The following is a 23,448-nucleotide window of genomic DNA, read 5'->3' on the forward strand; positions in this document are numbered from 1 at the left end:
GGTGACCTCCATCCTCTTCATCGTATTCCTGCCGCTGCTCGCCGCGATCGTCGCCGGGCTCGGCAACAGGGCATTGGGCGTCGTCCCGGCGAAGGTCATCACGACCGGCGCCCTGTTCGCATCGTGCCTGCTGTCGTGGCCGATCTTCCTCGGCTTCCTCGCCGGCACCCACACGGCGAGCGTCGTGCCGGTGCTGACCTGGATCGTCAGCGGCGACATGGCGGTCGATTGGAGCCTGCGCGTCGATCAGCTGACCGCGATCATGCTGGTGGTCATCACCAGCGTGTCGGCGCTCGTCCACCTCTATAGCTGGGGCTATATGAGCGAGGACCCGGATCAGCCGCGCTTCTTCGCCTATCTGTCGCTGTTCACCTTCGCGATGCTGATGCTCGTGACGGCCGACACGCTGGTGCAGATGTTCTTCGGCTGGGAAGGCGTCGGCCTCGCCAGCTACCTGTTGATCGGGTTCTGGTTCCGCAAGCCGTCGGCCAATGCCGCCGCGATCAAGGCGTTCGTCGTCAATCGCGTCGGCGATCTCGGCTTCATGCTCGGTATCTTCGGCACCTTCCTGGTGTTCGGCACCGTCTCGATCCCCGCGATCCTCGCCGCCGCCCCGGGTATGACCGGTTCGACGATCGGCTTCCTCGGCATGCGCGTCGATACGATGACCGTGCTGTGCCTGCTGCTGTTCGTCGGCGCGATGGGCAAGTCGGCGCAGCTCGGCCTGCACACCTGGCTGCCCGACGCGATGGAAGGCCCGACCCCGGTGTCGGCGCTGATCCACGCCGCGACGATGGTCACCGCCGGCGTCTTCATGGTCTGCCGCCTGTCGCCGATGTTCGAAACCTCGCCGGCCGCGCTGCATGTCGTCATGTTCGTCGGCGCCGCGACCTGCCTGTTCGCCGCGACCGTCGGCATGGTGCAGACCGACATCAAGCGCGTTATCGCCTATTCGACCTGCTCGCAGCTCGGCTACATGTTCTTCGCCGCGGGCGTCGGCGCCTATGGCGCGGCGATGTTCCACCTGTTCACGCATGCCTTCTTCAAGGCGCTGCTGTTCCTCGGTGCCGGTTCGGTGATCCATGCGATGCATCACGAGCAGGACATGCGCTATTACGGGGGCCTCAGGAAAAACATCCCGCTGACCTTCTGGGGCATGATGATGGGGACGCTGGCGATCACCGGCGTCGGCCTGCCCGCGGTGTTCGGCAACCCGCTCGGCATCGGTTTCGCAGGCTTCCATTCGAAGGATGCGATCATCGAGGCCGGCTGGGCTGCGGGCGAACCCGGTGTGTGGTTCGTCGGTGTCCTCGTCGCTCTCATTACCAGCTTCTATTCGTGGCGGCTGATGTTCCTCACCTTCTGGGGCAAGCCGCGCTGGGCGGCCTCCGAGCATATTCAGCACGCGCTACACGATGCGCATGGCCATCACGGCCATGACGATCACGGCCACGGCCATGACGTGCATCATGCCGACGAGGCGCACGCCAGCCCGGCTAAGGCCGAGGACAGCGGCGATCATCCCTCGACGCATGGCGCGTCGCAGCAGGATCTGCCCGCCGGCACCGGCGGCTATCACCCGCATGAGAGCCCGTGGCCGATGCTGGTGCCGCTGATCCTCCTGTCGATCGGCGCGATCGCGGCGGGCTTCGTCTTCCACGGCTATTTCATCGAGCCGGAAGCGGGCGAGACCTTCTGGAAGGGCGACATCGCATTCCGCGAGCATCTGATGCACGCGATGCATGAGGTGCCGACGATCATCAAACTGTCGGCGACGATCGCGATGCTGCTCGGCCTCGGCACGGCGTGGTATGCCTATATCAAGGCGCCACGCTTCCCGGCCGCGGTCGCGGACCAGTTCCGCGTCCTGTACCGCTTCCTCGTCCACAAATATTATTTCGACGAGCTCTATCACCTTATCTTCGTCCGTCCCGCCTTCGCCATCGGCCGCCTGTTGTGGCACCGGGGTGACGAGCAGACGATCGACCGGTTCGGACCGAATGGTTCGGCCTGGGTGGTGCAGCTCTCCAGCCGTCTCGCCGGCCGGCTCCAGAACGGATATGTCTATACCTATGCCTTCGTCATGCTGATCGGTCTGACCGCCGTCGTCACTTGGGCGATCGCACAATGAGCGGGCTGCCCATCCTTTCGATCATGCTGCTGATCCCTGCGGTCGCAGCGATCGCCTGCCTGTTCGTCCCCGCGGCGACCGCGCGCATGGTCGCGCTGGCCGCCACGCTGGTCGATTTCGCCCTCGGCGTGCTGCTCTGGGCGAATTACGACATCGGCGGCGCGCAGTGGCAGTTCGTCGAGCAGGGCCCGCGGCTCGGCTTCTTCGGCTGGGACCTCGGCATCGACGGCTTCGCGCTGATGCTGATCATGCTCAGCGTCTTCCTGATGCCGATCTGCATCGGGGCGAGCTGGCGGTCGGTGACCAACCGCGTGCCGGAATATATGGCGGCGTTCCTGCTCACCGAAACGCTGATGATCGGCACCTTCGCGGCGCAGGACCTGTTCCTCTTCTACCTGTTCTTCGAAGCCGGCCTGATCCCGATGTATCTCATCATCGGAATCTGGGGCGGCGCGAACCGGATTTACGCGTCGTACAAGTTCTTCCTGTACACCCTGCTCGGCTCGCTGCTGATGCTCATCGCGATGCTCTACATGGCGCAGACCGCCGGTACGTCGAGCATCCCGGCGCTGCAGGCCTATGACTTCCCGGCCGGCGTCCAGACCTGGCTGTGGCTTGCCTTCTTCGCCTCGTTCGCGGTGAAGATGCCGATGTGGCCGGTCCACACCTGGCTGCCCGACGCGCACGTGCAGGCGCCGACCGCGGGGTCGGTGATCCTGGCGGGCGTGCTGCTCAAGCTCGGCGGCTACGGCTTCCTGCGCTTCAGCCTGCCGATGTTCCCGGAAGCGAGCGGCGAGCTGACCTGGCTGATCTTCGGCCTGTCGGCGGTGGCGGTGATCTACACCAGCCTCGTCGCGCTGGTGCAGGCCGACATGAAGAAGCTCATCGCTTATTCGTCGGTCGCGCACATGGCGATCGTCACCATCGGCCTCTTTGCCTTCAACCGGCAGGGGATCGAGGGTGCGATGATCATGATGCTCAGCCACGGGTTGGTGTCGGGCGCGCTGTTCCTGTGCGTCGGCGTCATCTACGACCGGCTGCACACGCGTGAGATCAGCCGTTACGGCGGGCTCGCGATCAACATGCCGCGCTACGCGCTGTTGTTCCTGTTCTTCACCATGGCATCGATCGGCCTGCCGGGAACCAGCGGCTTCGTCGCCGAATTCTTGGCGCTGATGGGCACCTATCAGGTGTCGACCTGGATCGCACTGCTCTGCACGACCAGCATCATCCTCGGCGCGGCCTATATGCTGTACCTGTATCGCCGCGTCGTCTTCGGTGAGATCAAGTCGGACGACGTGCGCGAGATGCAGGACCTGTCGCATCGCGAACTCTGGCTGCTCGCGCCGATCGCCGCTGTGGCGCTGTGGATGGGTGTCTATCCCGAAAGCTTCCTCAGCCCGATGCGCAAGGATGTCGGCGTGCTGCTCGCCCGGATCGACCGTGCGACCCCGCCGTCCGACTCGCAGCCGACCGCCGGCAAGCCCCTACCTGCGGCCCACGCCGCCGCCCACGGACAAGCGCACTGATGGATTACGCCGCCAATCTCGCCATGACCCTGCCCGAGGTGATCCTCGGACTGGGTGCCGTCGCCCTGATGCTGGTGTCCGCCTGGGGCGGCCCCGCCTCGACGCGCGCGGTGTCCTGGACCGCGGTCGCGATCCTTGCCGGTGCCGGCGTCGCATTGCTCGGCCCCGCCAGCTACGGTGGTTCCGCCTTCGACGGCTTATACCGGGCCGATGCCTTTGCGGCGTTCGCCAAGGTGCTGATCTTCATCGCCGCGGCGGTCGCGATCCTGATGGCGCCGGACTTCTTCCAGCGGACCAGCGGCGACGATCTGCGCCCGGAATATCCGGTGCTGATCTTGCTGTCGGCGGCCGGCATGGGCATGATGGTATCGGCGAGCGATCTGCTGACGCTCTACGTCGGCCTCGAACTGCAGAGCCTGTCGGCCTATGTCCTCGCCAGCTTCATGCGCCGCGACACGCGCTCGGCTGAGGCGGGCCTCAAATATTTCGTGCTCGGCGCGCTCGCCAGCGGTATCCTGCTCTACGGTATCAGCCTGGTGTATGGCTTCTCGGGCACGACGCTGTTCGGCGGCATCGCCGCGGCCTATGCGCAGGGCAATTCGCTTGGCCTGTTGTTCGGTCTGGTGTTCGTCTTCGCGGGGATCGCGTTCAAGATTTCGGCGGTGCCGTTCCACATGTGGACGCCCGACGTCTACGAAGGCGCGCCGACGCCGGTCACCGCCTTCTTTGCGTCCGCGCCGAAGGTTGCGGCGATGGGCCTCGCCGTCCGTGTCGCGGTCGAGGCGATGGGGCCGGCCACCGACCAGTGGCGCCAGATCGTGATCTTCGCCGCGCTCGCCTCGATCGTGTTGGGTGCGGTGGCGGCGATCGGCCAGACCAACATCAAGCGCCTGCTCGCCTATTCGTCGATCAACAACGTGGGCTTCGCGCTCGTCGGCCTCGCCGCGGGAACGCCCGAGGGCGTGTCGGGTGTGCTCGTCTATATGACGATCTACGTCGCGATGACGCTCGGCTCGTTCCTCGTCGTGCTGCAGATGCGCGATGACGAGGGCCAGCCGGTCGAGGAGATCGTCGCACTGTCCGGTATGTCGCGGACCCGTCCCGGCCTCGCCGCGGCGCTCGCGATCTTCATGTTCAGCCTCGCAGGCATCCCGCCGTTGTTCGGCTTCTACGCCAAGTTCGCGGTGTTCGACGCCGCGGTGCAGGCCGGCCTGTTCCCGCTGGCGGTGATCGGTATCGCCGCCTCGACGATCGGTGCCTATTATTATCTGCGCGTGGTCAAGACGATGTACTTCGACGAACCCGCAGCGGCCTTCCCCAAGGGCAACAGCTCGGTCGAGGGTGGCCTGATCGTCCTGACCGCGGCCTTCGTCTCGCCGCTCGGCTATCTCGCCATTCCGCTGCTCGGCGGCTGGACGATGGCAGCCGCCCGCGCGCTGTTCCCTGCGATTTGACGATCCGCACCGTCGCGGAGACGGGATCGACCAACGCGGACATGCTCCTTCTCGCCCGGCAGGGCGGGGAGGAGGGGCTCTGGCTTCGCGCCGAACGCCAGACCGCCGGGCGCGGGCGGCAGGGCAGGGCGTGGACCGCGCCGCCCGGCAATCTCTCCGCCTCGACGATCGTCCGGCTGCGGCGGGGTGATCCGCCCGCCGCGACGCTGGCGCTGGTCGCCGCGATCGCGCTCCACGACGCCGTCGCGGTGTTTGGCGTGGCCACGCAACTCAAATGGCCGAACGATCTGCTGCGCGATGGCGCCAAGCTGTCGGGCATCCTGCTCGAACGCAGCGACGATGCAGTGGTCATCGGAATCGGCGTCAATCTGGCGTACCATCCCGACCTTCCCGATCGTCCGGCCACCAGCCTTGCCGCCCATGGCGCGCCGGTCGCCCCGGACGCGTTCCTCGAGGTGCTGGCCGAGGCCTTCGCCCGATGGCTCGCGCGCTGGCGGGGCGAGGGGCTGGCCGCGGTACGCGCCGCATGGCTGGCCGCGGCGCATCCCGTCGGCACCGCACTGACCGCGCGGATGCCGGATGGCAGAACGCATGACGGCCTATTCGACGGGCTCGACGCCGACGGCGCGCTGATCCTGCGCTTGGCGTCGGGGCAACGGCATGTCATTCACGCCGCCGACGTGTTCCTCCTGTGAAGGATTGACGATGCTGCTCGCCGTGGATGCCGGCAACACCAATGTCGTGTTCGCGCTGGTGGAGGGCCGTACCATCAAGGCGCGCTGGCGTATCGCTACGGACCCGCGCCGGACCGCGGACGAATATGCGGTCTGGCTCAGCCAGCTGCTCGCGCTCGAGGGCTATGACCGTGGCCGGATCGATGCGGTCATCATCGCCACCGTCGTGCCCCGCGCGCTCCATAATCTGCAGGTGCTGGCGCAGAAGTATTTCCGGACGGAGGCGCTGATCGCCGGCCGTGCGCCGGTCGAATGGGGCATCACCATCGACGTCGACGAACCCGCCAGCCTCGGCGCGGACCGTGCGGTGAACACGATCGCGGCGCATGCGCTGCACGACGGCGACCTGATCGTCATCGACTTCGGCACCGCCACCACCTTCGACGTCAGCGACTATAGTGGAGCCTACAAGGGCGGGATCATCGCACCGGGCATCAACCTGTCGCTCGACGCGCTCGTCAGCGCCGCGGCCAAGCTGCCGCGCATCGCGATCGAGGCGCCGGCGACCGACAGCGTCATCGGCCGCAACACCGTCGACCAGATGGCCATCGGCGTCTATTTCGGCTATATCGCGATGATCGAAGGGCTGGTCGCGCGGATGAAGGCGGAAATCGGCCGCCCTGCCAAAGTCATCGCAACCGGAGGCCTCGCCACCCTCTTCGAACAGCATACCGACGTGTTCGACGTCATCGAGCCGGACCTGACTATCCAGGGGCTGGCGATCATGTACCAAAACGCCCATATCGAGTGAGACGCGCTCGCGCCATCAATCGGCCTGCGGGCGCCACGATATTCCTTGAAAGACATAAATGACACCTAAGAACAACGAGCTTCTCTTCTGCGCCCTCGGCGGTTCCGGCGAGATCGGCATGAACGTCAATCTCTATGGCCACGCCGGCAAATGGCTCATGGTCGATTGCGGCGTGACCTTCGCCGATGCGGCCTATCCCGGCATCGACATCGTGCTGCCCGACCTGTCGTTCATCGAGGATCGCATCGACGACCTCGTCGGCATAGTCCTGACCCACGGGCATGAGGATCATATCGGCGCGCTGCCGTATCTGGCCGAGGACCTCGGCGTGCCGCTCTATGCGACGCCGTTCACCGCAGGGCTGATCCGCGGCAAGCTGGAAGAGGAAGGCAACGCCAACCGCGTCAAGCTGCGCGTCATCCAGCCGAACAAGGATACCGGCGTCGCCGGCGTGCAGATCGGGCCGTTCGGCGTCAGCTTCGTCGAACTGTCGCACTCGATCCCCGAGCCCAATGCGCTCGTCATCGAGACCAAGGCCGGCCGCGTCTTCCATACCGGCGACTGGAAGCTCGATCCGACCCCGGTGATCGGCAAGCCGGTCAGTGCCGAGCATCTGACGCGGATCGGCGATGCCGGCGTCGACGTGCTGGTCTGCGATTCCACCAACGTCTTCAACAAGGAGGCGTCGGGCTCCGAGGCTTCGGTGCGGCAGGGGCTGGCCGAACAGGTCGCCAAGGCGAAGGGCCGCGTGCTCGTCACCACCTTCGCCTCCAACGCCGCGCGCCTCCACACGCTCGGGCAGGTCGCGCGTGAGACGGGGCGCAAATTGTGCGTCACCGGCCGCTCGCTCGACCGGATCCTGAAGGTGGCGCAGGCGACGGGTTACCTCACCGACTTCCCGGACACGGTCGATCCCGACACGGCGATGCGCCTGCCCAAGAACAAGATTCTGATCGTCGCCACCGGCGGCCAAGGCGAACCGCGCGCTGCCCTGGCCCGCGTGGCGGACGGATCGCACACGATCAAGCTCGACATGGGCGATACGGTGATCTTCTCGTCCAAGCAGATCCCGGGCAACGAGGTCGCGATCGGCAAGATCCAGAACACGCTGGCGGGCAAGGGCGTGGTGATGATCACCGAGCGCCAGGCGCATGTGCACGTCTCCGGCCATCCGGGTCGCCCTGAGCTCGCGCAGATGTACAAATGGATCCGCCCGCAGACGCTGATCCCCGTGCATGGTGAGATGCGCCACATGATGGAGCATGCCCGCTTCGCCCTGACCGAGGGCGTGCCGCAGTCGCTGGTGCAGAGCGACGGCGACGTGATCCGCCTGATCCCCGGCAAGCCCGAGAAGATCGGCAACGCCGGCGTCGGCCGGCTCGTGCTGGACGGCGACGTGATCCTGCCCGCCGACGGCTCGACGATCAACGAACGCCGCAAGCTCGCGATCAACGGCCAGATTTCGGTCGCGGTCGCGATCGGGCGCAATGGCCAGCCGCTCGGCCGGCCGCAGATCCGCGTTAACGGCGTACCGGTCGAGGAAGATCGCGCCGCCTTCGTCGAGGACGCCGCCGATGCCGCCGCCGAGGCGCTGAAGGGCCAGAAGCGCGAGATCGACCGGCGTCGCGAGGACGTGCGCCTCGCCGTCCGTCGTATCGCGACGCGCTGGACCGGCAAGAAGCCGATCGTCGACGTATTGATCGTCGAGGCCTGACGCCGCCATGAAGTGGACGTCGATGCTGGCGATCTACGTCCTCTTCTGGGCGTTTTCGGTGTTCCTCGTGCTGCCATGGGGCGTGCGCACCACGGATGAGGCCGGTGGCGACTATGTCGCCGGCCAGGCCGAGAGCGCACCGCACGAATTCCGGCTCGGCCGGCTTGCGTTACGGGTGACGATCGTAGCGACGGCTCTGTTCGCGCTGTTCGTCGCCAACTACCGGTTCGGCTGGGTCACGCCGCAGATGCTCGACCTGTTCAACCGCGACTCGGTCTACAATCAGGGCTGAGGCGCGTTACGGACGGCGTGAGGGCATTCGGCGCACGTGAGTGCGCCGCCTGCTTTACGATCGTCGCGCGATCGGTTGCCAGCCGGTAACCGGTATGAGGTTCGATAGCGGCGCAGTCCAATAATGTCCTTGGAAGGGTTGGTCGAACGTTCTGCTGATGGGCTTTCCCGTCAGCGCGCAAAACAGCAGCGTACCCACCGCACCATGGGCGACGATCGCAAGGTCGCCGCCATTATGCACTGAGATAATTTGCGAGACAGCGTCGTGAACGCGCGTCTGGGCGTCGACCGCCCGCTCCCACCCGCGGACGCCGACTGCCGGTTCCGCAAAGAACCTATCCGCGACCTGCTCGAATTCAGCCGGAGGTAGAAAGCCCGTCGCGCTTCGGTCGTTTTCGCCGAGCGCCTGGGAGACGGATACGCCAAGCCCCCAAACCGCCGCCAGTATGCCGGCCGCCTCGATCGCTTTCGTTTCCGTACTCGACCATATGGCACGCAGACCCGCGAGTTTCGGCAAACGGGAGAAGGTGCGCATGCGCTCGATGCCGGACGGGCTCAAGTGCCAGCGTTCGACGGGCTTTCGCGCATCGACCACCACCTCCGGGTGGGTGATGAAGTAGAGACAGCCATTCCGGTGTTCTAGCCGATTCTCGCGAAACGTGGGATCATGATGGCCCCCGTGTCGCTGCGGTTGCCTCGACGGGGTACGGGGCTCATCGCCGCGGCTGTCCGATTAGCGTAACCGCTCGATCGCCTGCGCAAGTGCCACGTACAATTTGCCCATATCCGACGACAGCAAGGTGACGCTGAGCGGCGAGCCGTCGCGCTGGGCGAGGATCGTGCGGAGCATGCTCTCGAAATCGTGGATGTAGCGGTTGACCGCCTCGCGGAAGCCGGTGTCGTCGTCGTAGAGCCGCGCGATGTCGCGGGCATCGCCCGGCTCCAGCACGCGCACGGCGCGCCTCGTGAACACGCCGCGATCGCCCTTCAGATAGGCCGCCCAGGCGCTGTCCGATACCTCCGGCGCGAACGCCTTGGTGATGTCGATCGAGGCGCTGTGAAGCGATTCGATCAACAGCGAGGCCCGGCGCGCGAAGGTGTCGCGTTCGGCCTCGTCGCGCTCGGTGCGCGTATCCTCGATCCGCGTTTCGACGATCGCGGTCTGGTCGAGGATCTGCTGTACCTGATGCGAAAGCCGTTCGGTCGCCCGCGTCGCGGCATCGACGGCGTGGCCGGTGGCATCGGCGATCGCGCGCACCTGTCGCTCGACCGTGTCGGTGGTCGCACGGCGCATCGCCTCCGCGCTTGCCGTCTCCAGCTGGCTGGCGGCATCGGGAATGACGGTTGCCAGCGTCTCGCGCGCCTTGTCCGCCGCCACCGCGGCGGTATCGCGGACGCGGAGCAGCGCATCGACCAGCCGCGGCGCGGCCTCTTCGGCGAAACGGTGCGTGCGGTCGATCGTCTCGTCGACCATCATCCCGAGCGCATCCGCCTTGGCGCGCCCGTCGGTCAGCGTCTGGAGCAGCGTGCCCGACAATTGATCGAGCGTGCGCCGCTGTTCGGCGATCACACCGGCGATCGCCTCGATCGCGTCGTGCGTGCTCTCCGCCGCGGTGACCAGCGCGAGCAACTCGGGCTTCGCCGCGATCACCACCTGCTTGCTGCCGGCGATCTTGGCGTCGAGCCGGGTCAGCGCGTCGGGCAGGGTCTCGTCGATCTCGCGTGCCGCGGCGTCGAGCGCGATCAGCAGCGATTCGGTCGTCCCGATCGTCCGCGTCGCCATCGCGTCGCCGGCGCGCAGGGCCTCGGTCATCGCATCGGCCGACCCACCGAGCGCGCTGATCGAGGCGGCGAGCAGCTGCGAACGTTCGACGCCCTGCGTATGGAGCGTGTCCAGCCGCGTCTCGACCCGGCCGATCCCGGCGTCGAGCCCGGCAAGCAGCGAATCGCTCGCCGAACGCTGCCCCTCGAGCCGCAGGGTGACGCGGTCGATCACGTCCTCCACCGCGGTGATCCGCTCGGCGAGGGCGTCTGCGCTGTCCCGCGCGGCACTGTCGAGTGCCGCCTGGTTGGCGCGCAGCATCGCGAGCATCGCATCACCCTGTGCGGCGATCCCCTTGCGTGCCTCGTCCACGGCGTCGGCGGTGCGGCCGAGCAGCGCGTCAACCGCGGACGACATGTCGCTGGTCACCGCCTCCAGCCGTGCGCCGGCGGTTTCGCTGGTCGCTTCCATCCGTGCGATATGCGCCGCGAGCTTCTGCGCGGCGCCGCCCGCGACCAGATCGGCGTCGCGGCCGCGTTCGGTGAGTGCGGCGAGCTGCGCTTCCAGGGCGGCGGCATGGCCGCTCGCCGACAGGCCGGTATCGTCGAGCAGGCGCTGGACCTCCGCCACCTCCGCATGCGCGCGCGGCAGCGAGGCGAGCAGCACGCCGAGGCTGCCCTGTGCGTCGGCCGCCGCACGCGACAGCGCGCCCGCATGCGCGTCGGCCTGACCGATTTCCGCGGCCAGACCACGCCCGATCCCCGCCAGCCGCTCGTTGGCGCCGTCGCCCATCGCCATCAGCGTGGCGATCTGTCCCGCGAGTTCGCGCCGGTTGGCATCCAGCGAACGCGACAACAGCGCCACGGTGCGTTCGAGGTTCGCCGCTTCGGCACGCATGCCCTGTGCGGTACCGCGGAAGCGTCGCGCCTCGCGGCGACTGGTCCGCATGCCAAGCAGGTAGACGATGCCGACCAGCGCCGGGACGACGGCGAGTGCCGCGAGGAACTGCACAAGCGCGACGGGGGCGAGCAGGGGGATCTGGTCGCGGGCGATCCATGCCATGCCGCCCAGCCAGGCAACGCAGACCAGCACCGCGATCAGCGGTGCGATCCAGGCGTTGGTGCGACCCGGCTCGGGCTCGACCGCCTCGGTCCACACATGCGTGCCGTCGTCTGCATCGGCGGCGGCGACCCCGTGATGGTCGCCATAACCGTGGACGTCGCTGTGTGCGGCGGCTTCCGCCCGCATGTCGATTATCATGGAACCCCCGTTCTTCGGCGGCGAACTTAACCGGCTTCGCCCCCACCATAAAGCGAAACCGCAACACTTGGTTAAGCACCGTCGCGTTACAGGCTCGTCATGGCTTATGATCCGGGAGCGATCGATGCGGCACTGGCCGCGGCAGTGGGGGACGAACCCGCGCTGATCGCGGAGCTGCGGCTGGCGTTCGTCGAAAGCGCGCAGCGGGCGCTGGCGGCGATGGAGGCGGCCGATGGGCGCGATGCGTGGCGTGAGGCGGCGGCGCGAATGAAGGGGCTGGCGGCGAGCTTCGGTGCGGTGCGCCTGATGGCGCTGGCGGCGCAGGCGGCGGACCTGCCGCACGACGGCGCGATCCTGGCGAAGCTGCGGCGCTCGGTCGCCCGGCTCTGACGGCGGACCGTCACGATCGCTCGGGCGAGGCTTCGTAATCACCTAGGCATCGGCCGCATCACCGCCTAACAGCGGCGGGATGCTCGCCGGCCTTCTCTTCGCCATGCACGATGCGGACGATCGGCCCGCGCTGTTGACCGCCACGCTGCCGTTCGGCGGCGTGACCCTGATCGAATATCAGGCGCGCCTGCTGATCGCGGCGGGGGCGTCGCAGATCGTCATCCTCGTCGCGCGTCTGACACCCGAACTGCTTGGTGCGATCAGCCGCATCGGCAAGCGCGGCGTCGCCGTCGACACGGTGCGTACCGCGGGGGAGGCGGCGGCGAAGCTGCACCCGCTCGCCCGCGTGCTGATGCTCGCCGACGGACTGACCACGACCGAGGACGTACTGGCGGTACTGGCGCGCGAGGGCGGCGATGCGCTGCTGGTGATGCCGGAGGATCAGGCGACCGGCGGTTACGAACGCGTCGGCAGTGGCATGGTCTGGGCGGGCGTCGCGCGGCTCGACCCCGCGCGGCTCGGCGAGCTCGCCGTCATGCCGCGCGATTACGACGTGCAATCGACTCTGGTCCGTCTCGCCTCGCAGGCACGAGCCGTGCACGTGATGTTGCCGCAGGAGGCCGTGCGCGGCGGTCATGGCGTCGGCCATGCCGGTGCGGCGCTCGAGGCGCGGGGCCGGACGGTGATGGCCGCGATGATCTCCGGTCGCAACGGCTGGTTCGAACGGTTCGTCACCGCGCCGCTGGCGCGTGCCGTCATTCCTCTGCTGGTGCCGCGGACGGTGCCGGTGGCCGCGGTCGCCGGCGGCGCCGGGGCGATCGGCGTGGCCGGACTGGCGCTGACCCTGTTCGATCAGCCCGTGGCGGGGCTGCTGCTGACGCTGTTCGCCGCGCTCGGCCTGTCGCTGGCCGCGACGCTGGCCGACCTGCGCGACGAATCGGCCAGCGCGCGCCTGCTCGATCTGTCGGCGAAGCTGCTGCCGGCGGGCGCGGCGATCCTCTACGGCTTTCAGGCGACGCAGTTCAGCGGCGACCGGGCGGCTGAGATCCTCGGGATCGGGCTCGTGCTGCTCGCCGTGCTCGGCGAACGCGCGCTCGGCACGCGGCCGCGCCGGTTGTGGTGGGGCAGTGCGCCTGCCTACCTCGGCTGCACATGGCTGGCCGCGCTGTTCGCCGCGCCGGTGGCCGGGCTGGGCCTGGCGGCGATCTATGCCGCCGCGACATTGACCGCCGCGATCGAACGATTGCGGCGGCAGCCTTAGCGCTGTCTTAATGATGGAAGGGTAGTCGTCAGGCCATGTCGGTCGGACCGGAACAGGCGGAGCGCGAGGCGCTCGGCATACGCATCACCGCTGCACGCCGGCTCGGCGGGCTGGCGGACGCGCGCCTGACCGGGGCGATCGCCGATTTCTTCCTCGCGGATGACGGCCGCCTCGACGAACGCACCCGGATCGATCTGGGGCGGGTGCTCGCTGCGGTGGTGCAGGGAATCGAAACCGCGATCCGCCGCCATGGCGCCCGCGTGCTGTCAGCGCACGGCGCGGATGCGCAGGCGGAGCGGCTGCTGCGCGGGCATGAGGACGTGATGCGGCGCCTGTCGCGCGCCGGCCTGCTGCGCGACCGGCAGCTGATGGACGAATTGATCGCGCAGGTCCGGTGCGAGCGGATCGCCGCCGAACTGCCGGCCGCGGCGGCCGCGCGCGAGCAGGCGAGCCTGCTGGTCCGCCTCGCCGAGGTCGACGACGGCGTCGTCGCGGCCGCAGCGCGCGCGCTGCTCGCCGCCGAGGCCCGTCGCCGGTCCGCGGCCGAACAGGGCCTGTTGCCGGCAGAATTGCATCACCAGTTGCTCTGGTGGGTCGCCGCCTCGATCCGCGAGGGGCAGGTCGCGGCGGGTGGCGAAGATCCGGCGGTGGATCGCGCGATCGTCGAGGCGGCGCAGCGCAGCCTCGCCGCGCACGACGAAGGCCAGCGGCCGGAGGCGATCGCGATGCGCCTCGCCTCGGCCATCGATGCGCGGGCGGATGAACTCGGCGACCTGCTGGTCGACGCGCTCGGCGATCGGCGCCTGCTGCTGTTCGTCGCGGTACTGGGCCGTGCCGTCGATCTCGATTTCACCGGTGCGCGGGCGATCGTGCTCGAACCGGAAGGAGACCGGCTGTGGCTCGCGCTGCGCGCGGCCGATCTCGACCGGCAGACGATCGCGCGCATCGCGCTGGCGCTCGCCGATGCCGATCCGCGCCGCGATATCGAAAGCTTCGCCGACGATCTCGATGCGATCGCCGCGATCGCGCCGGAGGCGGCGCGATCGGCGCTGGCCCCGCTGACGCTGCACCATGATTTGCGGCTGGCGATCGACGCGCTCGCGCGGGAGGCGGTGCGATGAGGGCGGACGGCATTCCCGACCTGCCGGTCAGTCACGCGACGCTGGATGCGGACGGGCGTCTGCTCACCGCCGACCCGGCACTGATGGCGCTCAATGACAATGCCGGCGGGGCGCCGGGTGCGATGCTGGCGATCCCGCAACTCGCGACGGTGGCGCGACTGGCACGGCGGCTCGGGATCCTCGTATCGCGCGGGGTGACCGTTGCCGATCTCGACACCGACCTCGACCTTTGGGTGCGCGTGCAGCCCGAGGGCGACGGTCTGCGCATGGCGGTGAGCGGATGGCGCGAGGTGCGCCCCCGCTTCGTCGCGACGGCTCCGGCCGCGCCGTTGGTCGAGGACGGCGATCTGACGTGGGAAACCGATGGCGCGTTGCGTCTGACCTTCGTCGCGATCGATCCCGCGCGGCGGCTCGGCATCGACGCCTTTTCGCTGCTCGGACAGCCCCTGACCGCGCTGTTCGCACTGGATGCGGCGGGCGATGGCGCGCTGCCGATCCTCGCCGCCGTCGCACAGCGCAAGGCGCTGCGCGAGCAACGGGCGACGCTGCGCCCGGATGGCGCGCCGATGCTGCTGACCGCGCAGGTCAGACAGGATGCGAGCGGCGAGTTCGCCGGCCTTTCGGGGATCGCCCGTGCCGCCGACGTACCGGCGCCAGCCGAGCCGCCCGCTCCGGCGATCTCCGCCGCGTTCACCGGGGGCCTCGACAAGGCGCTGCGCGCACCGCTCGCGCGGATCATCGCCCATGCCGATACGATCCATGCCGAGGCGGAGGGGCCCGTCCAGCAGGATTACGTCGCTTATGCCTCCGACATCGCCAATGCGGGGCGGCATCTGCTCGGATTGGTCGACGATCTGGTCGATCTGCAGGCGGTCGAACGCGAGGATTTCGCGCTGATCCCGGAAGCGGTCGATCTGGCCGATGTCGCGCGCCGGGCCGCGGGGCTGCTCGCCGTGCGGGCCGGCAACGCCGGTGTCGCCATCGCCCGGCCGCTGCCCGACCTGCGCGTCGGTGCGTCGGGGGACTTTCGCCGGGCGTTGCAGATCATGGTCAATCTGATCGGCAATGCCGTCCGCTATTCGCCCGAAGGGGGCGTGGTGACCGTCACCGCGACCCGGCTGGGCGACCGGGCGGAGGCGATCGTCGCGGATCAGGGCAAGGGCATCGCGCCAGAGGATCAGGCACGCATCTTCGAAAAGTTCGAGCGGGTCGATCCGTCGGAGGCGGGTGGTAACGGCCTCGGCCTCTATATCGCGCGGCGACTGGCGCGGGCGATGGGGGGCGATCTGACGGTGGAAAGCGTGCCGGGCGATGGTGCGCGGTTCACGCTGACGCTGCCGGTTTGAGGTTCTGCGGCCGGCGCGACATCTCACCCGCTACTGACTGAGCCGAGGGCGTTGCCCGGGGTAGCGGCTGCCGCCTAGCGGCGCATCCGCCGCGCGACGAGGATCAGCAACAGCCCGGCGACGGCCAATGCCGTGCCGCGGTCCGCCCATGGCCGCTGGTCGAGCATGAAGCTCGACTGCGGCCAATGGACGTAGCCGAGGCCCTGACCGATCCAGAGCATCCCCATCAGCGTCAGGAGGACGCCGATGGAAAGCAGGACCGGCCGGGCGCGGCGCATCAGCGCTGCTCGACCGGAACGTAGGACCGCTGCGTCGGGCCGGTGTACAGCTGGCGCGGGCGACCGATCTTCTGGTCGGGATCGGTAATCATCTCGTTCCACTGCGCGACCCAACCGACGGTGCGGGCGAGGGCGAACAGCACCGTGAACATCTCGGTTGGGAAGCCGATCGCCGACAGGATCACGCCCGAATAGAAATCGACGTTCGGGAACAGCTTCTTCTCGATGAAATATTCGTCGTTGAGCGCGAGTTCTTCCAACCGCAGTGCGGTGTCGAACAGCGGATCGTTGACCTTCAGCGCGTCGAACACCTCGCGCACCGTCTTCTGCATCACGGTCGCGCGCGGATCGTAGTTCTTGTAGACGCGGTGACCGAAGCCCATCAGGCGGAACGGATCGTTCTTGTCCTTGGCGCGGGCAATATATTCCGGGATGCGCTCGGGCGTGCCGATCTCGCGCAGCATGTTGAGCGCCGCCTCGTTTGCGCCGCCGTGCGCGGGGCCCCAGAGGCAGGCGATGCCGGCCGCGATGCAGGCGAACGGATTGGCGCCCGACGAACCGGCGAGACGCACGGTCGAGGTCGAGGCATTCTGTTCATGGTCGGCATGGAGGATGAAGATCCGGTCCATCGCCTTTTCGACCGCCGGATTGACCTCATACTGCTCGGCGGGGACGCCGAACGTCATGCGCAGGAAGTTGCCGGTGTAGCTGAGCGAATTGTCCGGATACAGGAACGGCTGGCCGACGCTATACTTGTAGGCCATCGCCGCGATCGTCGGGATCTTGGCGATCAGGCGGTGCGACGCGATCGTGCGCTGCACCGGATCGTGGATGTCTGTCGAATCGTGATAGAAGGCCGACAGCGCGCCGACGACGCCGCACATGATCGCCATCGGATGCGCGTCGCGACGGAAGCCGCGGAAGAAGGCCGCAAGCTGCTCGTGCACCATCGTATGGCGCGTGATCGTGTTGTTGAAGCCGCTCAGCTCGTCCGCGGACGGCAGTTCGCCGTTGAGCAGCAGATAGGCGACCTCCATGAAACTGGAATTCTCGGCCAGCTCGCCGATCGGATAGCCGCGGTGCAACAGCACGCCTTCGTCACCGTCGATATAGGTCAGCGCCGACTGGCACGACGCGGTCGAGGTGAAGCCCGGATCGTAGGTGAACGACCCCGTCTGGGCATAGAATTTGCGGATATCGACGACGTCAGGACCGACAGAGCCGGACATGACCGGATATTCGAGGTCCTTACCGTCCAGGTTAACTTTGGCGGCTTCGGTCATGTCGTTGTCCTTCCTATCAGGCTGCCATTTTGTCCGCGATCCGGCCGAGGCTTTCCTCTTGGCCGAGAAGCGCGAGCACGTCGAAGATGCCGGGCGATGTCTTGCGCCCGGTGAGAGCGGCGCGGAGCGGCTGGGCGACCTGGCCGAGCTTGACGCCCTGGCTGTCGGCCACCTGCCGTACCGCTGCTTCGGTCGCCTCCTGATCCCACTGCTGCACCGCGTCAAGCGCGGCGTGCAGTGCAGCGAGAACGCGGGGCGCGTCGCCGCCGAGCAGGTCCAGAGCGGGCTGATCCATATCGAGCGGGCGAACCGCGAACAGGAAGCGCGCACCCTCGCTCAATTCGTTGAGGTTGGCGGCTCGCGCCTTCAGCACCGGCATCGCGCGGGTCAGCAGGTCGATGTCGGGATAGCCGCCAATGGCCGCAATCAGGCCGGCAAGGCGGGCATCGTCTGCGGCGCGGATGTAATGGCCGTTCAGGTTCTCGAGCTTCTTGAGGTCGAAGCGCGACGGGCTCTTGCCGACACCGGCGAGGTCGAACCATTCGGTCGCCTGTTCGCGGCTGATGATCTCGTCGTCGCCATGGCCCCAGCCGAGGCGCAGCAGGTAATTGTCGAACGCCTCCGGCAGGATGCCGAGTTCGTCGCGATACGCCTCGATCCCCACCGCGCCGTGACGCTTCGATAGCTTGGCGCCGTCGGTGCCGTGGATCAGCGGGATGTGCGCGTAGACCGGCTCTGGCCAGCTGTTCGCCTTGTAGATCGGCAACTGGCGGAAGGCGTTGTTGAGATGGTCGTCGCCGCGGATGACGTGCGTCACGCCCATGTCGTGATCGTCGACCACCACCGCGAGCATATAGGTCGGCGTGCCGTCGGAGCGCAGCAGGATGAGATCATCGAGTTCGGCGTTCTGCACAGTCACCGAGCCCTGCACGCGGTCCGCAATCGTCGTCGCGCCCTCGCGCGGGGCCTTGAGGCGGACGACGAACGGCTGTCCTTCGGGATGGTCGGTGCGGTCGCGCCACGGCGAGCGGATGCGCAATGGCGCCTTCGCCGCCTGCGCCTCGGCACGCTGCGCCGCAATCTCCTCCTGCGTCATGTAGCAGCGATAGGCGTGGCCGTTCGCCACCATCTGGTGCGCGACCTCGGCATGGCGATCGGCGCGGGCGAACTGGAAGACGGCGTCGCCGTCCCAGTCGATGCCGAGCCATGTGAGGCCCGACAGGATCGCATCGATCGCCGGCTGCGTCGAACGGGCGCGATCGGTGTCCTCGATCCGCAACAGGAACTTGCCGCCGTGATGGCGCGCGAACAGCCAGTTGAACAGCGCGGTCCGCGCGCCGCCCAGATGCAGATAGCCGGTCGGCGACGGCGCGAAGCGCGTGACGATGCCATTCGTATCGGATGACGCCGGGGCCGCAGCCTGGTCGGTGCCGAGATTGTCAGTTGCGCCCAACCGCGCGTGCTCCCAAGGTTCGAAATGTGATGGCCAGTCCAGCCGCCGCGGCCCCTAGCACGCGCTCGGTGCGCCTTCAAATGCCGCGCGCGCTCCACGGGTTGCGCGACGGTATCGAAGCATGGCTGGAGGCGGAGCGCGACCAGATCGTCCTGTGGGCGCCGGTCGCGTTCGGTGGCGGCATCGCGATCTGGTTCCTGCTGCCCGATGCGCGCGGCTGGCTGGCGGCGATGCTGTCATGCGTCGCCGTCGCGCTCCCTGGTGCGGCGGCCGGTACGGGCGGACGACTGGCGCGAATGCTCGTTGTCGGCGGGCTCCTTTGTGCGGCCGGGATCGCGCTCGTCTGGTGGCGAGCGGACCGGGTCGCGGCGCCGGTCCTCGCGCGGCCGGCCGTCGTCGCCTTCACCGCCACCGTCGAGCGGGTCGAGGCACTGGCCGCCCGCGATCTCGTGAGGCTGACCGTGTTGACCGATACCGGGTCGGGCCTGCCGCGGCGGGTGCGGGTCAATCTGAAAACCGGCGACGTGCCGGCGGGGGCAGGCGAGGCGGCGCGGATCGCCTTGCGCGCCCGGCTGATGCCGCCACCCGCGGCTGCCGTGCCGGGTGCGCATGATTTCGCGCGCGTCGCCTGGTTCGCCGGGATCGGCGCGACCGGCCGTGGCTTCGCACCGGTCACGGTGATCGCTCCCGGCGCGGGGCAGGGCGGGCTGCGGACGCGGCTGACCGCGCATATCACGTCGCGGCTCGACGGCAGCCGCGGCGGCATCGCGGCGGCGCTCGCCACCGGCGACGAGGGCGCGATCGCGCCGGCCGATTCGGAGGCGATGCGCCGCGCCGGCCTCGCCCATCTGCTGTCGGTCAGCGGCCTGCACATCACCGCGGTGGTGGCGGCGACGATGCTGCTCGTCCTGCGGCTGCTGGCGCTGTCACCGTGGCTGGCGATCCGCCTGCGCCTGCCGCTGGTCGCAGCGGCGGCGGGCGCGCTGGCGGCGATCGGCTATACCTTGCTGACCGGCAGTCAGGTGCCGACGATCCGGTCGTGCGTCGCGTCGCTGCTGGTGCTCGTCGCGCTGACGATGGGACGCGAGGCGATGACGCTGCGGCTGGTCGCGGCGGGCGCGATGATCGTGCTGCTCGCCTGGCCCGAGGCGCTGGTCGGCGCGAGTTTCCAGCTGTCCTTCGCCGCGATCGCCGCGATCGTCGTACTGCACGAGCATCCCGTCGTGCAGGACTGGTTCGCGCCGCGGCAAGAGGGGTGGGGGCCGCACCTGTTGCGGGGGCTGGGATCGCTGCTGCTGACCGGGCTGGTGGTCGAGGCGGCGCTGATGCCGACCGCGGTTTATCATTTCCATAAGGCGGGCATGTACGGCGCGGCGGCGAACATCGTGGCGATCCCGCTGACCACCTTCGTGGTCATGCCGCTGGAGGCGGCAGCGTTGTTGTTCGACGCGGTCGGGCTTGGCGCGCCCTTGTGGTGGTTGACCGATCTGGCGCTGCAACTGTTGCTCGGTCTTGCCCATCTGGTGGCGAATGCGCCGGGCGCGTCGGTGGCGCTGCCGTCGATGCCGGTCGCCGCATTCGGGACGATGGTCGCGGGCGGGCTGTGGCTGGCGCTGTGGCGGACACGCGTGCGGTGGTTCGGCTGGCTGCCGCTGGTGGTAGGTGCATCCTGGGCGGTGCTGACCCCCGCGCCCGACCTGCTGGTGACGGGCGACGGGCGGCATCTGGCGGTGCGGGTGGATGGCGGGCTGGCGCTGCTGCGTGATCGGGCCGGGGACTATACGCGCACGATGCTGGCCGAGAATGGCGGGATCGATGGCGAGCCGGCGTTGCTCGCGGATCAGGCGGCGGCGCGCTGTACGCCGGATGCGTGCGCCGTCGATGTGCTTGCGGAAGGGCGGGCGTGGCGGGTGCTGGCGACGCGCAGCGGCTATCCGGTCGCATGGCGGACGTTGGTGGCGGCGTGCCGATCCGCCGACATCGTGGTGAGCGAACGCCACCTGCCAAGGGGATGCGTCCCGCGTTGGCTCAAGCTCGATGCGCCGATGCTGCGCACGACCGGCGGCGTCGCGGTGACGTTTGCCGGTGGCCGGGTGCGTACCGTGCGAGCGCCGGGCGACCGGCATCCCTGGATCGTGCCCGCGACGGTCATGCCGTTGCGGACGGCGCGGTTCGATGGCGGGCGCGAGGTGCGACGCCACGCGCTACAGCGACGCCGCGAGTGATCGGCCGTCGTTGCGAGCGCCGCGAAGCAATCCAGACCCGGGCTCAGGATGTCCTCGTTTCACTTGCGGCGCTCGCGACGACGGTTCGAGAGGCCGAGCTGTGTCCCTGACTATGCTCTCGATGAGGCGCGGTTGGGGGGGCGTCGGACGGTCGCAGGCGACGGTGGACGTGTGTCATTCCGGGGCAGGGGGATCCCGTGGGCGCTACCGCTAAGCTTTGTCCGGTAGGCTGGTGGATATGCGCTTCCGCCTGCCCGGGCGTGACATCGAATGCGAACCTCAGGACGGGTGTAGGGCGACGCATATTGCCCCGACGAAGACAGACCGGACGTCACCCCACCGTCGTCCTTGCGGGCGCGGCGAAGCAATCCAGAGCCGAGCTCAGGACGTCCGGGATTGCTTTGCGGCGCTCGCGATGATGGTTCGAGAGACCCAGCTGTGTGCCTGAGTGTGCTCTCGATGAGGCGCGGTGGGGGCGTCGGACGGTCGCAGGCGACGGTAAACGTGCGTCATTCGGGGGGGCAGGGGGATCTTCTGGGGCGCTACCGGTTCCGCTATATCCGGTGGCTGGTGGGTATGCGCTCCCGCCAGCCTGAGCGTGACGCTGAGGGTTACGGAGAGCGATCCATGCTATCGAATGCGAATCTCAGCACGGGTGTAAGGTAACGCGTATTACACCGACGGGGACAGACCGGACGTCACACATCGTCGTCTTTGCGAGCGCAGCGAAGCAACCCAGAGGCGGATCGGGACGCCGTGGATCGCTTAGCTGCACTCGCAATGACGATTCGCTGCCTGCGGGGCATCCTTGAGTATGGTCGCGATCCGGCGGATATGCGGTGGGTCGCGGCTATGATACGGGACAGACGATGAAGCATCTCGCCATTCTCGCCGCCGCACTGGCGAGCCTTTCGGTCGCAGCGCCGGCCGGGGCGCAGGATGCCGCGCAGCGGCGGCTGTGGAATGCGCCCGCTGCGCCGTTCCGTATCGTCGGCAACGTTTTTTATGTCGGGACGGCGGGGCTGTCGTCGTTCCTGATCGCCGATCCCGCCGGGCTGGTGCTGATCGACGGGGCGTTACCGGAGAGTGCGCCGCTCATCGCCGCGAACATCCGGCGCCTCGGTTTCCGGCTGCACGATATCCGTTACCTGCTCAACAACCATAGCCATGTCGATCATGCCGGCGGCCTCGCCGCGCTTCAGCGGGCGAGCGGGGCACGGGTCGTGGTGAGCGCGGGCGATCGTGCCGACCTGATCGCGGGGCGCACCATCGACCGAACGGACATCAGCGGCTTTCCGCCGGTGCGTCCGTCGATGACGATCCCCGACGGCGCGACGATCGCCGTCGGCAAAACGCGCCTCGTCGCGCATCTGACCCCGGGACATACCGACGGCGCAACCACCTGGAGCCTGCGCACCAGCGAGCGAGGCAAGCCGCTCGACGTGCTGTTCGTGTCGAGCCTCAGCGTCGCCGGCCGGCGGCTCGTCACCCGCCCCGACCCTGCCGACCCGGTCCCCGGCAGGCCGCCGCACGATACCGCAGCGGTCGCGCAGTTCCGCGGCACGTTCCGCCGGCTCGCCACGATGCATGCCGACGTGGTGCTGAGCTATCATGCCGAGCTGTTCGACCTCGCGGCAAGGCGCGAGGCGCAGCGGGCGGGCAATCCGACGAGCTTCGTCGATCGCACCGCCCTGCCGCGAATGGTCGCCGACGCCCGCACCTCCTTCGAACGCGCGCTGGCGGAGCAGCGCCGTTCGCCTCAATCGTAGCGGCGGAGGATACCCGACAACCGGCCCTGCACCCGAACGTGCGACGGGACGTAGCGCTGCGGCTCGTAGGAGCGGTTGGCCGGGTCAAGCCGGATCATCGCGCCCTCGCGGCGGAAGTATTTGAGCGTCGCCTCGGCATCGTCGATCAGCGCGACGACGATCTCGCCGTCCCGCGCCACCTCGGTCCGCCGGATCAACGCGTAATCGCCATCGAGGATGCCGGCCTCGACCATCGAATCGCCCGACACTTCTAGCGCATAATGTTCGCCCGAGCCGAGCAATGCCGCTGGCACGGCGAGCATCGAGCTGCCCTCGAACGCCTCGATCGGCACGCCCGCGGCGATCCGGCCGTGCAACGGGATCTCGATCACGTCATTGGCGGGCGAGGCGGCCGCGCGGACGTTGCCGGCCTTCGTCGGCGACGGCGTCGGTACGGGGGGCGCGACCTTGCGCTCCGACCGCTCCGGCATCCGCAGCACTTCGAGTGCGCGGGCGCGGTTGGGCAGGCGACGGATGAAGTGGCGTTCCTCCAGCGCGCTGATGAGGCGATGGACGCCGGATTTCGACTTGAGGTCGAGCGCTTCCTTCATCTCCTCGAACGAGGGGGAGATGCCGGTTTCTTCCAACCGGTCGTTGATGAAGCAAACGAGCTCGTGCTGCTTGCGCGTGAGCATAGGCGGTCTTCCCCGTCAGAAC

Annotated in this window: 19 protein-coding genes; 13 read left to right on the plus strand and 6 right to left on the minus strand. The window is 68.3% G+C overall.

Going from position 1 to position 23,448, the window contains the following annotated elements:
• The first annotated feature begins 1 nt into the window (after position 1).
• Genes nuoL through AC1RTO_RS05095 form a run of 7 tightly spaced genes read left to right on the plus strand, consistent with a single transcriptional unit; the run spans position 2 to position 8,605 of the window.
• Complete coding sequence (gene nuoL, locus AC1RTO_RS05065; protein ID WP_493159782.1) at positions 2-2,131, plus strand: NADH-quinone oxidoreductase subunit L; 2,130 nt, start codon at positions 2-4, stop codon at positions 2,129-2,131.
• Entirely contained in the window at positions 2,128-3,660 is a 1,533-nt protein-coding gene (locus tag AC1RTO_RS05070; protein WP_493159783.1) for an NADH-quinone oxidoreductase subunit M, read from the plus strand. Before nuoL ends, AC1RTO_RS05070 begins: the two co-directional genes overlap by 4 nt.
• Positions 3,660-5,114 carry an NADH-quinone oxidoreductase subunit NuoN gene (gene nuoN / locus AC1RTO_RS05075; RefSeq protein ID WP_493159784.1) on the plus strand — a complete coding sequence of 485 codons (1,455 nt, stop codon included), beginning with the start codon at positions 3,660-3,662 and terminating at the stop codon, positions 5,112-5,114. The genes AC1RTO_RS05070 and nuoN overlap by 1 nt, the downstream gene beginning before the upstream one ends.
• Positions 5,111-5,809, plus strand: a complete 699-nt coding sequence (locus AC1RTO_RS05080) for a biotin--[acetyl-CoA-carboxylase] ligase (protein WP_493159785.1) — start codon at positions 5,111-5,113, stop codon at positions 5,807-5,809. Before nuoN ends, AC1RTO_RS05080 begins: the two co-directional genes overlap by 4 nt.
• Positions 5,810-5,819: 10 nt before the next feature.
• Positions 5,820-6,599 (plus strand): type III pantothenate kinase, encoded by a 780-nt coding sequence (locus tag AC1RTO_RS05085; RefSeq protein WP_493159786.1) that lies wholly within the window; start codon positions 5,820-5,822, stop codon positions 6,597-6,599.
• A gap of 58 nt (positions 6,600-6,657) precedes the next feature.
• The gene (locus AC1RTO_RS05090) at positions 6,658-8,313 is read left to right on the plus strand and encodes a ribonuclease J (protein WP_293877209.1); all 1,656 of its coding nucleotides are present in this window, start codon (positions 6,658-6,660) and stop codon (positions 8,311-8,313) included.
• 7 nt (positions 8,314-8,320) lie between these two features.
• Positions 8,321-8,605, plus strand: coding sequence for a DUF1467 family protein (locus AC1RTO_RS05095; protein ID WP_493159787.1), 285 nt, complete (start codon positions 8,321-8,323; stop codon positions 8,603-8,605).
• A gap of 54 nt (positions 8,606-8,659) precedes the next feature.
• On the opposite strand, the gene AC1RTO_RS05100 is transcribed toward AC1RTO_RS05095, so the two are convergent.
• Entirely contained in the window at positions 8,660-9,202 is a 543-nt protein-coding gene (locus AC1RTO_RS05100; protein ID WP_493159788.1) for a histidine phosphatase family protein, read from the minus strand.
• 135 nt (positions 9,203-9,337) lie between these two features.
• Complete coding sequence (locus AC1RTO_RS05105; protein WP_493159789.1) at positions 9,338-11,626, minus strand: hypothetical protein; 2,289 nt, start codon at positions 11,624-11,626, stop codon at positions 9,338-9,340.
• Between the two features lie 99 nt (positions 11,627-11,725).
• Here AC1RTO_RS05105 and AC1RTO_RS05110 point away from each other — a divergent pair, with 99 nt between their 5' ends.
• From AC1RTO_RS05110 to AC1RTO_RS05125, 4 genes are all read left to right on the plus strand, one after another.
• Positions 11,726-12,016: an Hpt domain-containing protein gene (locus AC1RTO_RS05110; RefSeq protein ID WP_493159790.1), complete on the plus strand. Its 291-nt coding sequence runs from the start codon at positions 11,726-11,728 to the stop codon at positions 12,014-12,016.
• Between the two features lie 79 nt (positions 12,017-12,095).
• Entirely contained in the window at positions 12,096-13,277 is a 1,182-nt protein-coding gene (locus AC1RTO_RS05115) for a nucleotidyltransferase family protein (RefSeq protein WP_493159791.1), read from the plus strand.
• Between the two features lie 35 nt (positions 13,278-13,312).
• Complete coding sequence (locus AC1RTO_RS05120) at positions 13,313-14,398, plus strand: hypothetical protein (RefSeq protein WP_493159792.1); 1,086 nt, start codon at positions 13,313-13,315, stop codon at positions 14,396-14,398.
• A complete protein-coding gene (locus AC1RTO_RS05125; RefSeq protein WP_493159793.1) occupies positions 14,395-15,744 on the plus strand; it encodes a sensor histidine kinase in 1,350 nt (449 codons plus the stop codon). Before AC1RTO_RS05120 ends, AC1RTO_RS05125 begins: the two co-directional genes overlap by 4 nt.
• Before the next feature lie 74 nt (positions 15,745-15,818).
• Here AC1RTO_RS05125 and AC1RTO_RS05130 read toward each other — a convergent pair whose 3' ends face one another.
• The 3 genes from AC1RTO_RS05130 to gltX are packed head-to-tail and all read right to left on the minus strand — an operon-like array spanning position 15,819 to position 18,692.
• A complete protein-coding gene (locus tag AC1RTO_RS05130; protein WP_493159794.1) occupies positions 15,819-16,022 on the minus strand; it encodes a hypothetical protein in 204 nt (67 codons plus the stop codon).
• A complete protein-coding gene (locus tag AC1RTO_RS05135) occupies positions 16,022-17,305 on the minus strand; it encodes a citrate synthase (RefSeq protein ID WP_493159795.1) in 1,284 nt (427 codons plus the stop codon). Before AC1RTO_RS05135 ends, AC1RTO_RS05130 begins: the two co-directional genes overlap by 1 nt.
• A 16-nt stretch (positions 17,306-17,321) precedes the next feature.
• Positions 17,322-18,692 carry a glutamate--tRNA ligase gene (gltX, locus tag AC1RTO_RS05140; RefSeq protein ID WP_493160340.1) on the minus strand — a complete coding sequence of 457 codons (1,371 nt, stop codon included), beginning with the start codon at positions 18,690-18,692 and terminating at the stop codon, positions 17,322-17,324.
• Between the two features lie 146 nt (positions 18,693-18,838).
• Between gltX and AC1RTO_RS05145 the strand changes: the two genes are divergently transcribed.
• Both AC1RTO_RS05145 and bla read left to right on the plus strand, forming a co-directional pair.
• The gene (locus AC1RTO_RS05145) at positions 18,839-20,983 is read left to right on the plus strand and encodes a ComEC/Rec2 family competence protein (protein WP_493159796.1); all 2,145 of its coding nucleotides are present in this window, start codon (positions 18,839-18,841) and stop codon (positions 20,981-20,983) included.
• 869 nt (positions 20,984-21,852) lie between these two features.
• Positions 21,853-22,752, plus strand: coding sequence for a subclass B3 metallo-beta-lactamase (bla, locus tag AC1RTO_RS05150; protein ID WP_493159797.1), 900 nt, complete (start codon positions 21,853-21,855; stop codon positions 22,750-22,752).
• Here the strand turns inward: bla and lexA are convergent.
• Positions 22,743-23,426, minus strand: coding sequence for a transcriptional repressor LexA (lexA, locus tag AC1RTO_RS05155; RefSeq protein ID WP_493159798.1), 684 nt, complete (start codon positions 23,424-23,426; stop codon positions 22,743-22,745). The genes bla and lexA overlap by 10 nt on opposite strands.
• Between the last annotated feature and the right edge of the window lie 22 nt (positions 23,427-23,448).

The sequence above is a fragment of the Sphingomonas sp. GW821-FHT10F09 genome (assembly GCF_058809195.1).

Excerpts from the sequence above, each read along its gene's own strand:
- AC1RTO_RS05070 (WP_493159783.1), top strand. The coding sequence starts at position 2,128 with ATGAGCGGGCTGCCCATCCTTTCGATCATGCTGCTGATCCCTGCGGTC.
- nuoN (WP_493159784.1), top strand. The coding sequence starts at position 3,660 with ATGGATTACGCCGCCAATCTCGCCATGACCCTGCCCGAGGTGATCCTC.
- AC1RTO_RS05085 (WP_493159786.1), top strand. The coding sequence starts at position 5,820 with ATGCTGCTCGCCGTGGATGCCGGCAACACCAATGTCGTGTTCGCGCTG.
- AC1RTO_RS05090 (WP_293877209.1), top strand. The coding sequence starts at position 6,658 with ATGACACCTAAGAACAACGAGCTTCTCTTCTGCGCCCTCGGCGGTTCC.
- AC1RTO_RS05095 (WP_493159787.1), top strand. The coding sequence starts at position 8,321 with ATGAAGTGGACGTCGATGCTGGCGATCTACGTCCTCTTCTGGGCGTTT.
- AC1RTO_RS05105 (WP_493159789.1), bottom strand. The coding sequence starts at position 11,626 with ATGATAATCGACATGCGGGCGGAAGCCGCCGCACACAGCGACGTCCAC.
- AC1RTO_RS05110 (WP_493159790.1), top strand. The coding sequence starts at position 11,726 with ATGGCTTATGATCCGGGAGCGATCGATGCGGCACTGGCCGCGGCAGTG.
- AC1RTO_RS05115 (WP_493159791.1), top strand. The coding sequence starts at position 12,096 with ATGCTCGCCGGCCTTCTCTTCGCCATGCACGATGCGGACGATCGGCCC.
- AC1RTO_RS05120 (WP_493159792.1), top strand. The coding sequence starts at position 13,313 with ATGTCGGTCGGACCGGAACAGGCGGAGCGCGAGGCGCTCGGCATACGC.
- AC1RTO_RS05125 (WP_493159793.1), top strand. The coding sequence starts at position 14,395 with ATGAGGGCGGACGGCATTCCCGACCTGCCGGTCAGTCACGCGACGCTG.
- AC1RTO_RS05130 (WP_493159794.1), bottom strand. The coding sequence starts at position 16,022 with ATGCGCCGCGCCCGGCCGGTCCTGCTTTCCATCGGCGTCCTCCTGACG.
- AC1RTO_RS05135 (WP_493159795.1), bottom strand. The coding sequence starts at position 17,305 with ATGACCGAAGCCGCCAAAGTTAACCTGGACGGTAAGGACCTCGAATAT.
- AC1RTO_RS05145 (WP_493159796.1), top strand. The coding sequence starts at position 18,839 with ATGCCGCGCGCGCTCCACGGGTTGCGCGACGGTATCGAAGCATGGCTG.
- bla (WP_493159797.1), top strand. The coding sequence starts at position 21,853 with ATGAAGCATCTCGCCATTCTCGCCGCCGCACTGGCGAGCCTTTCGGTC.
- lexA (WP_493159798.1), bottom strand. The coding sequence starts at position 23,426 with ATGCTCACGCGCAAGCAGCACGAGCTCGTTTGCTTCATCAACGACCGG.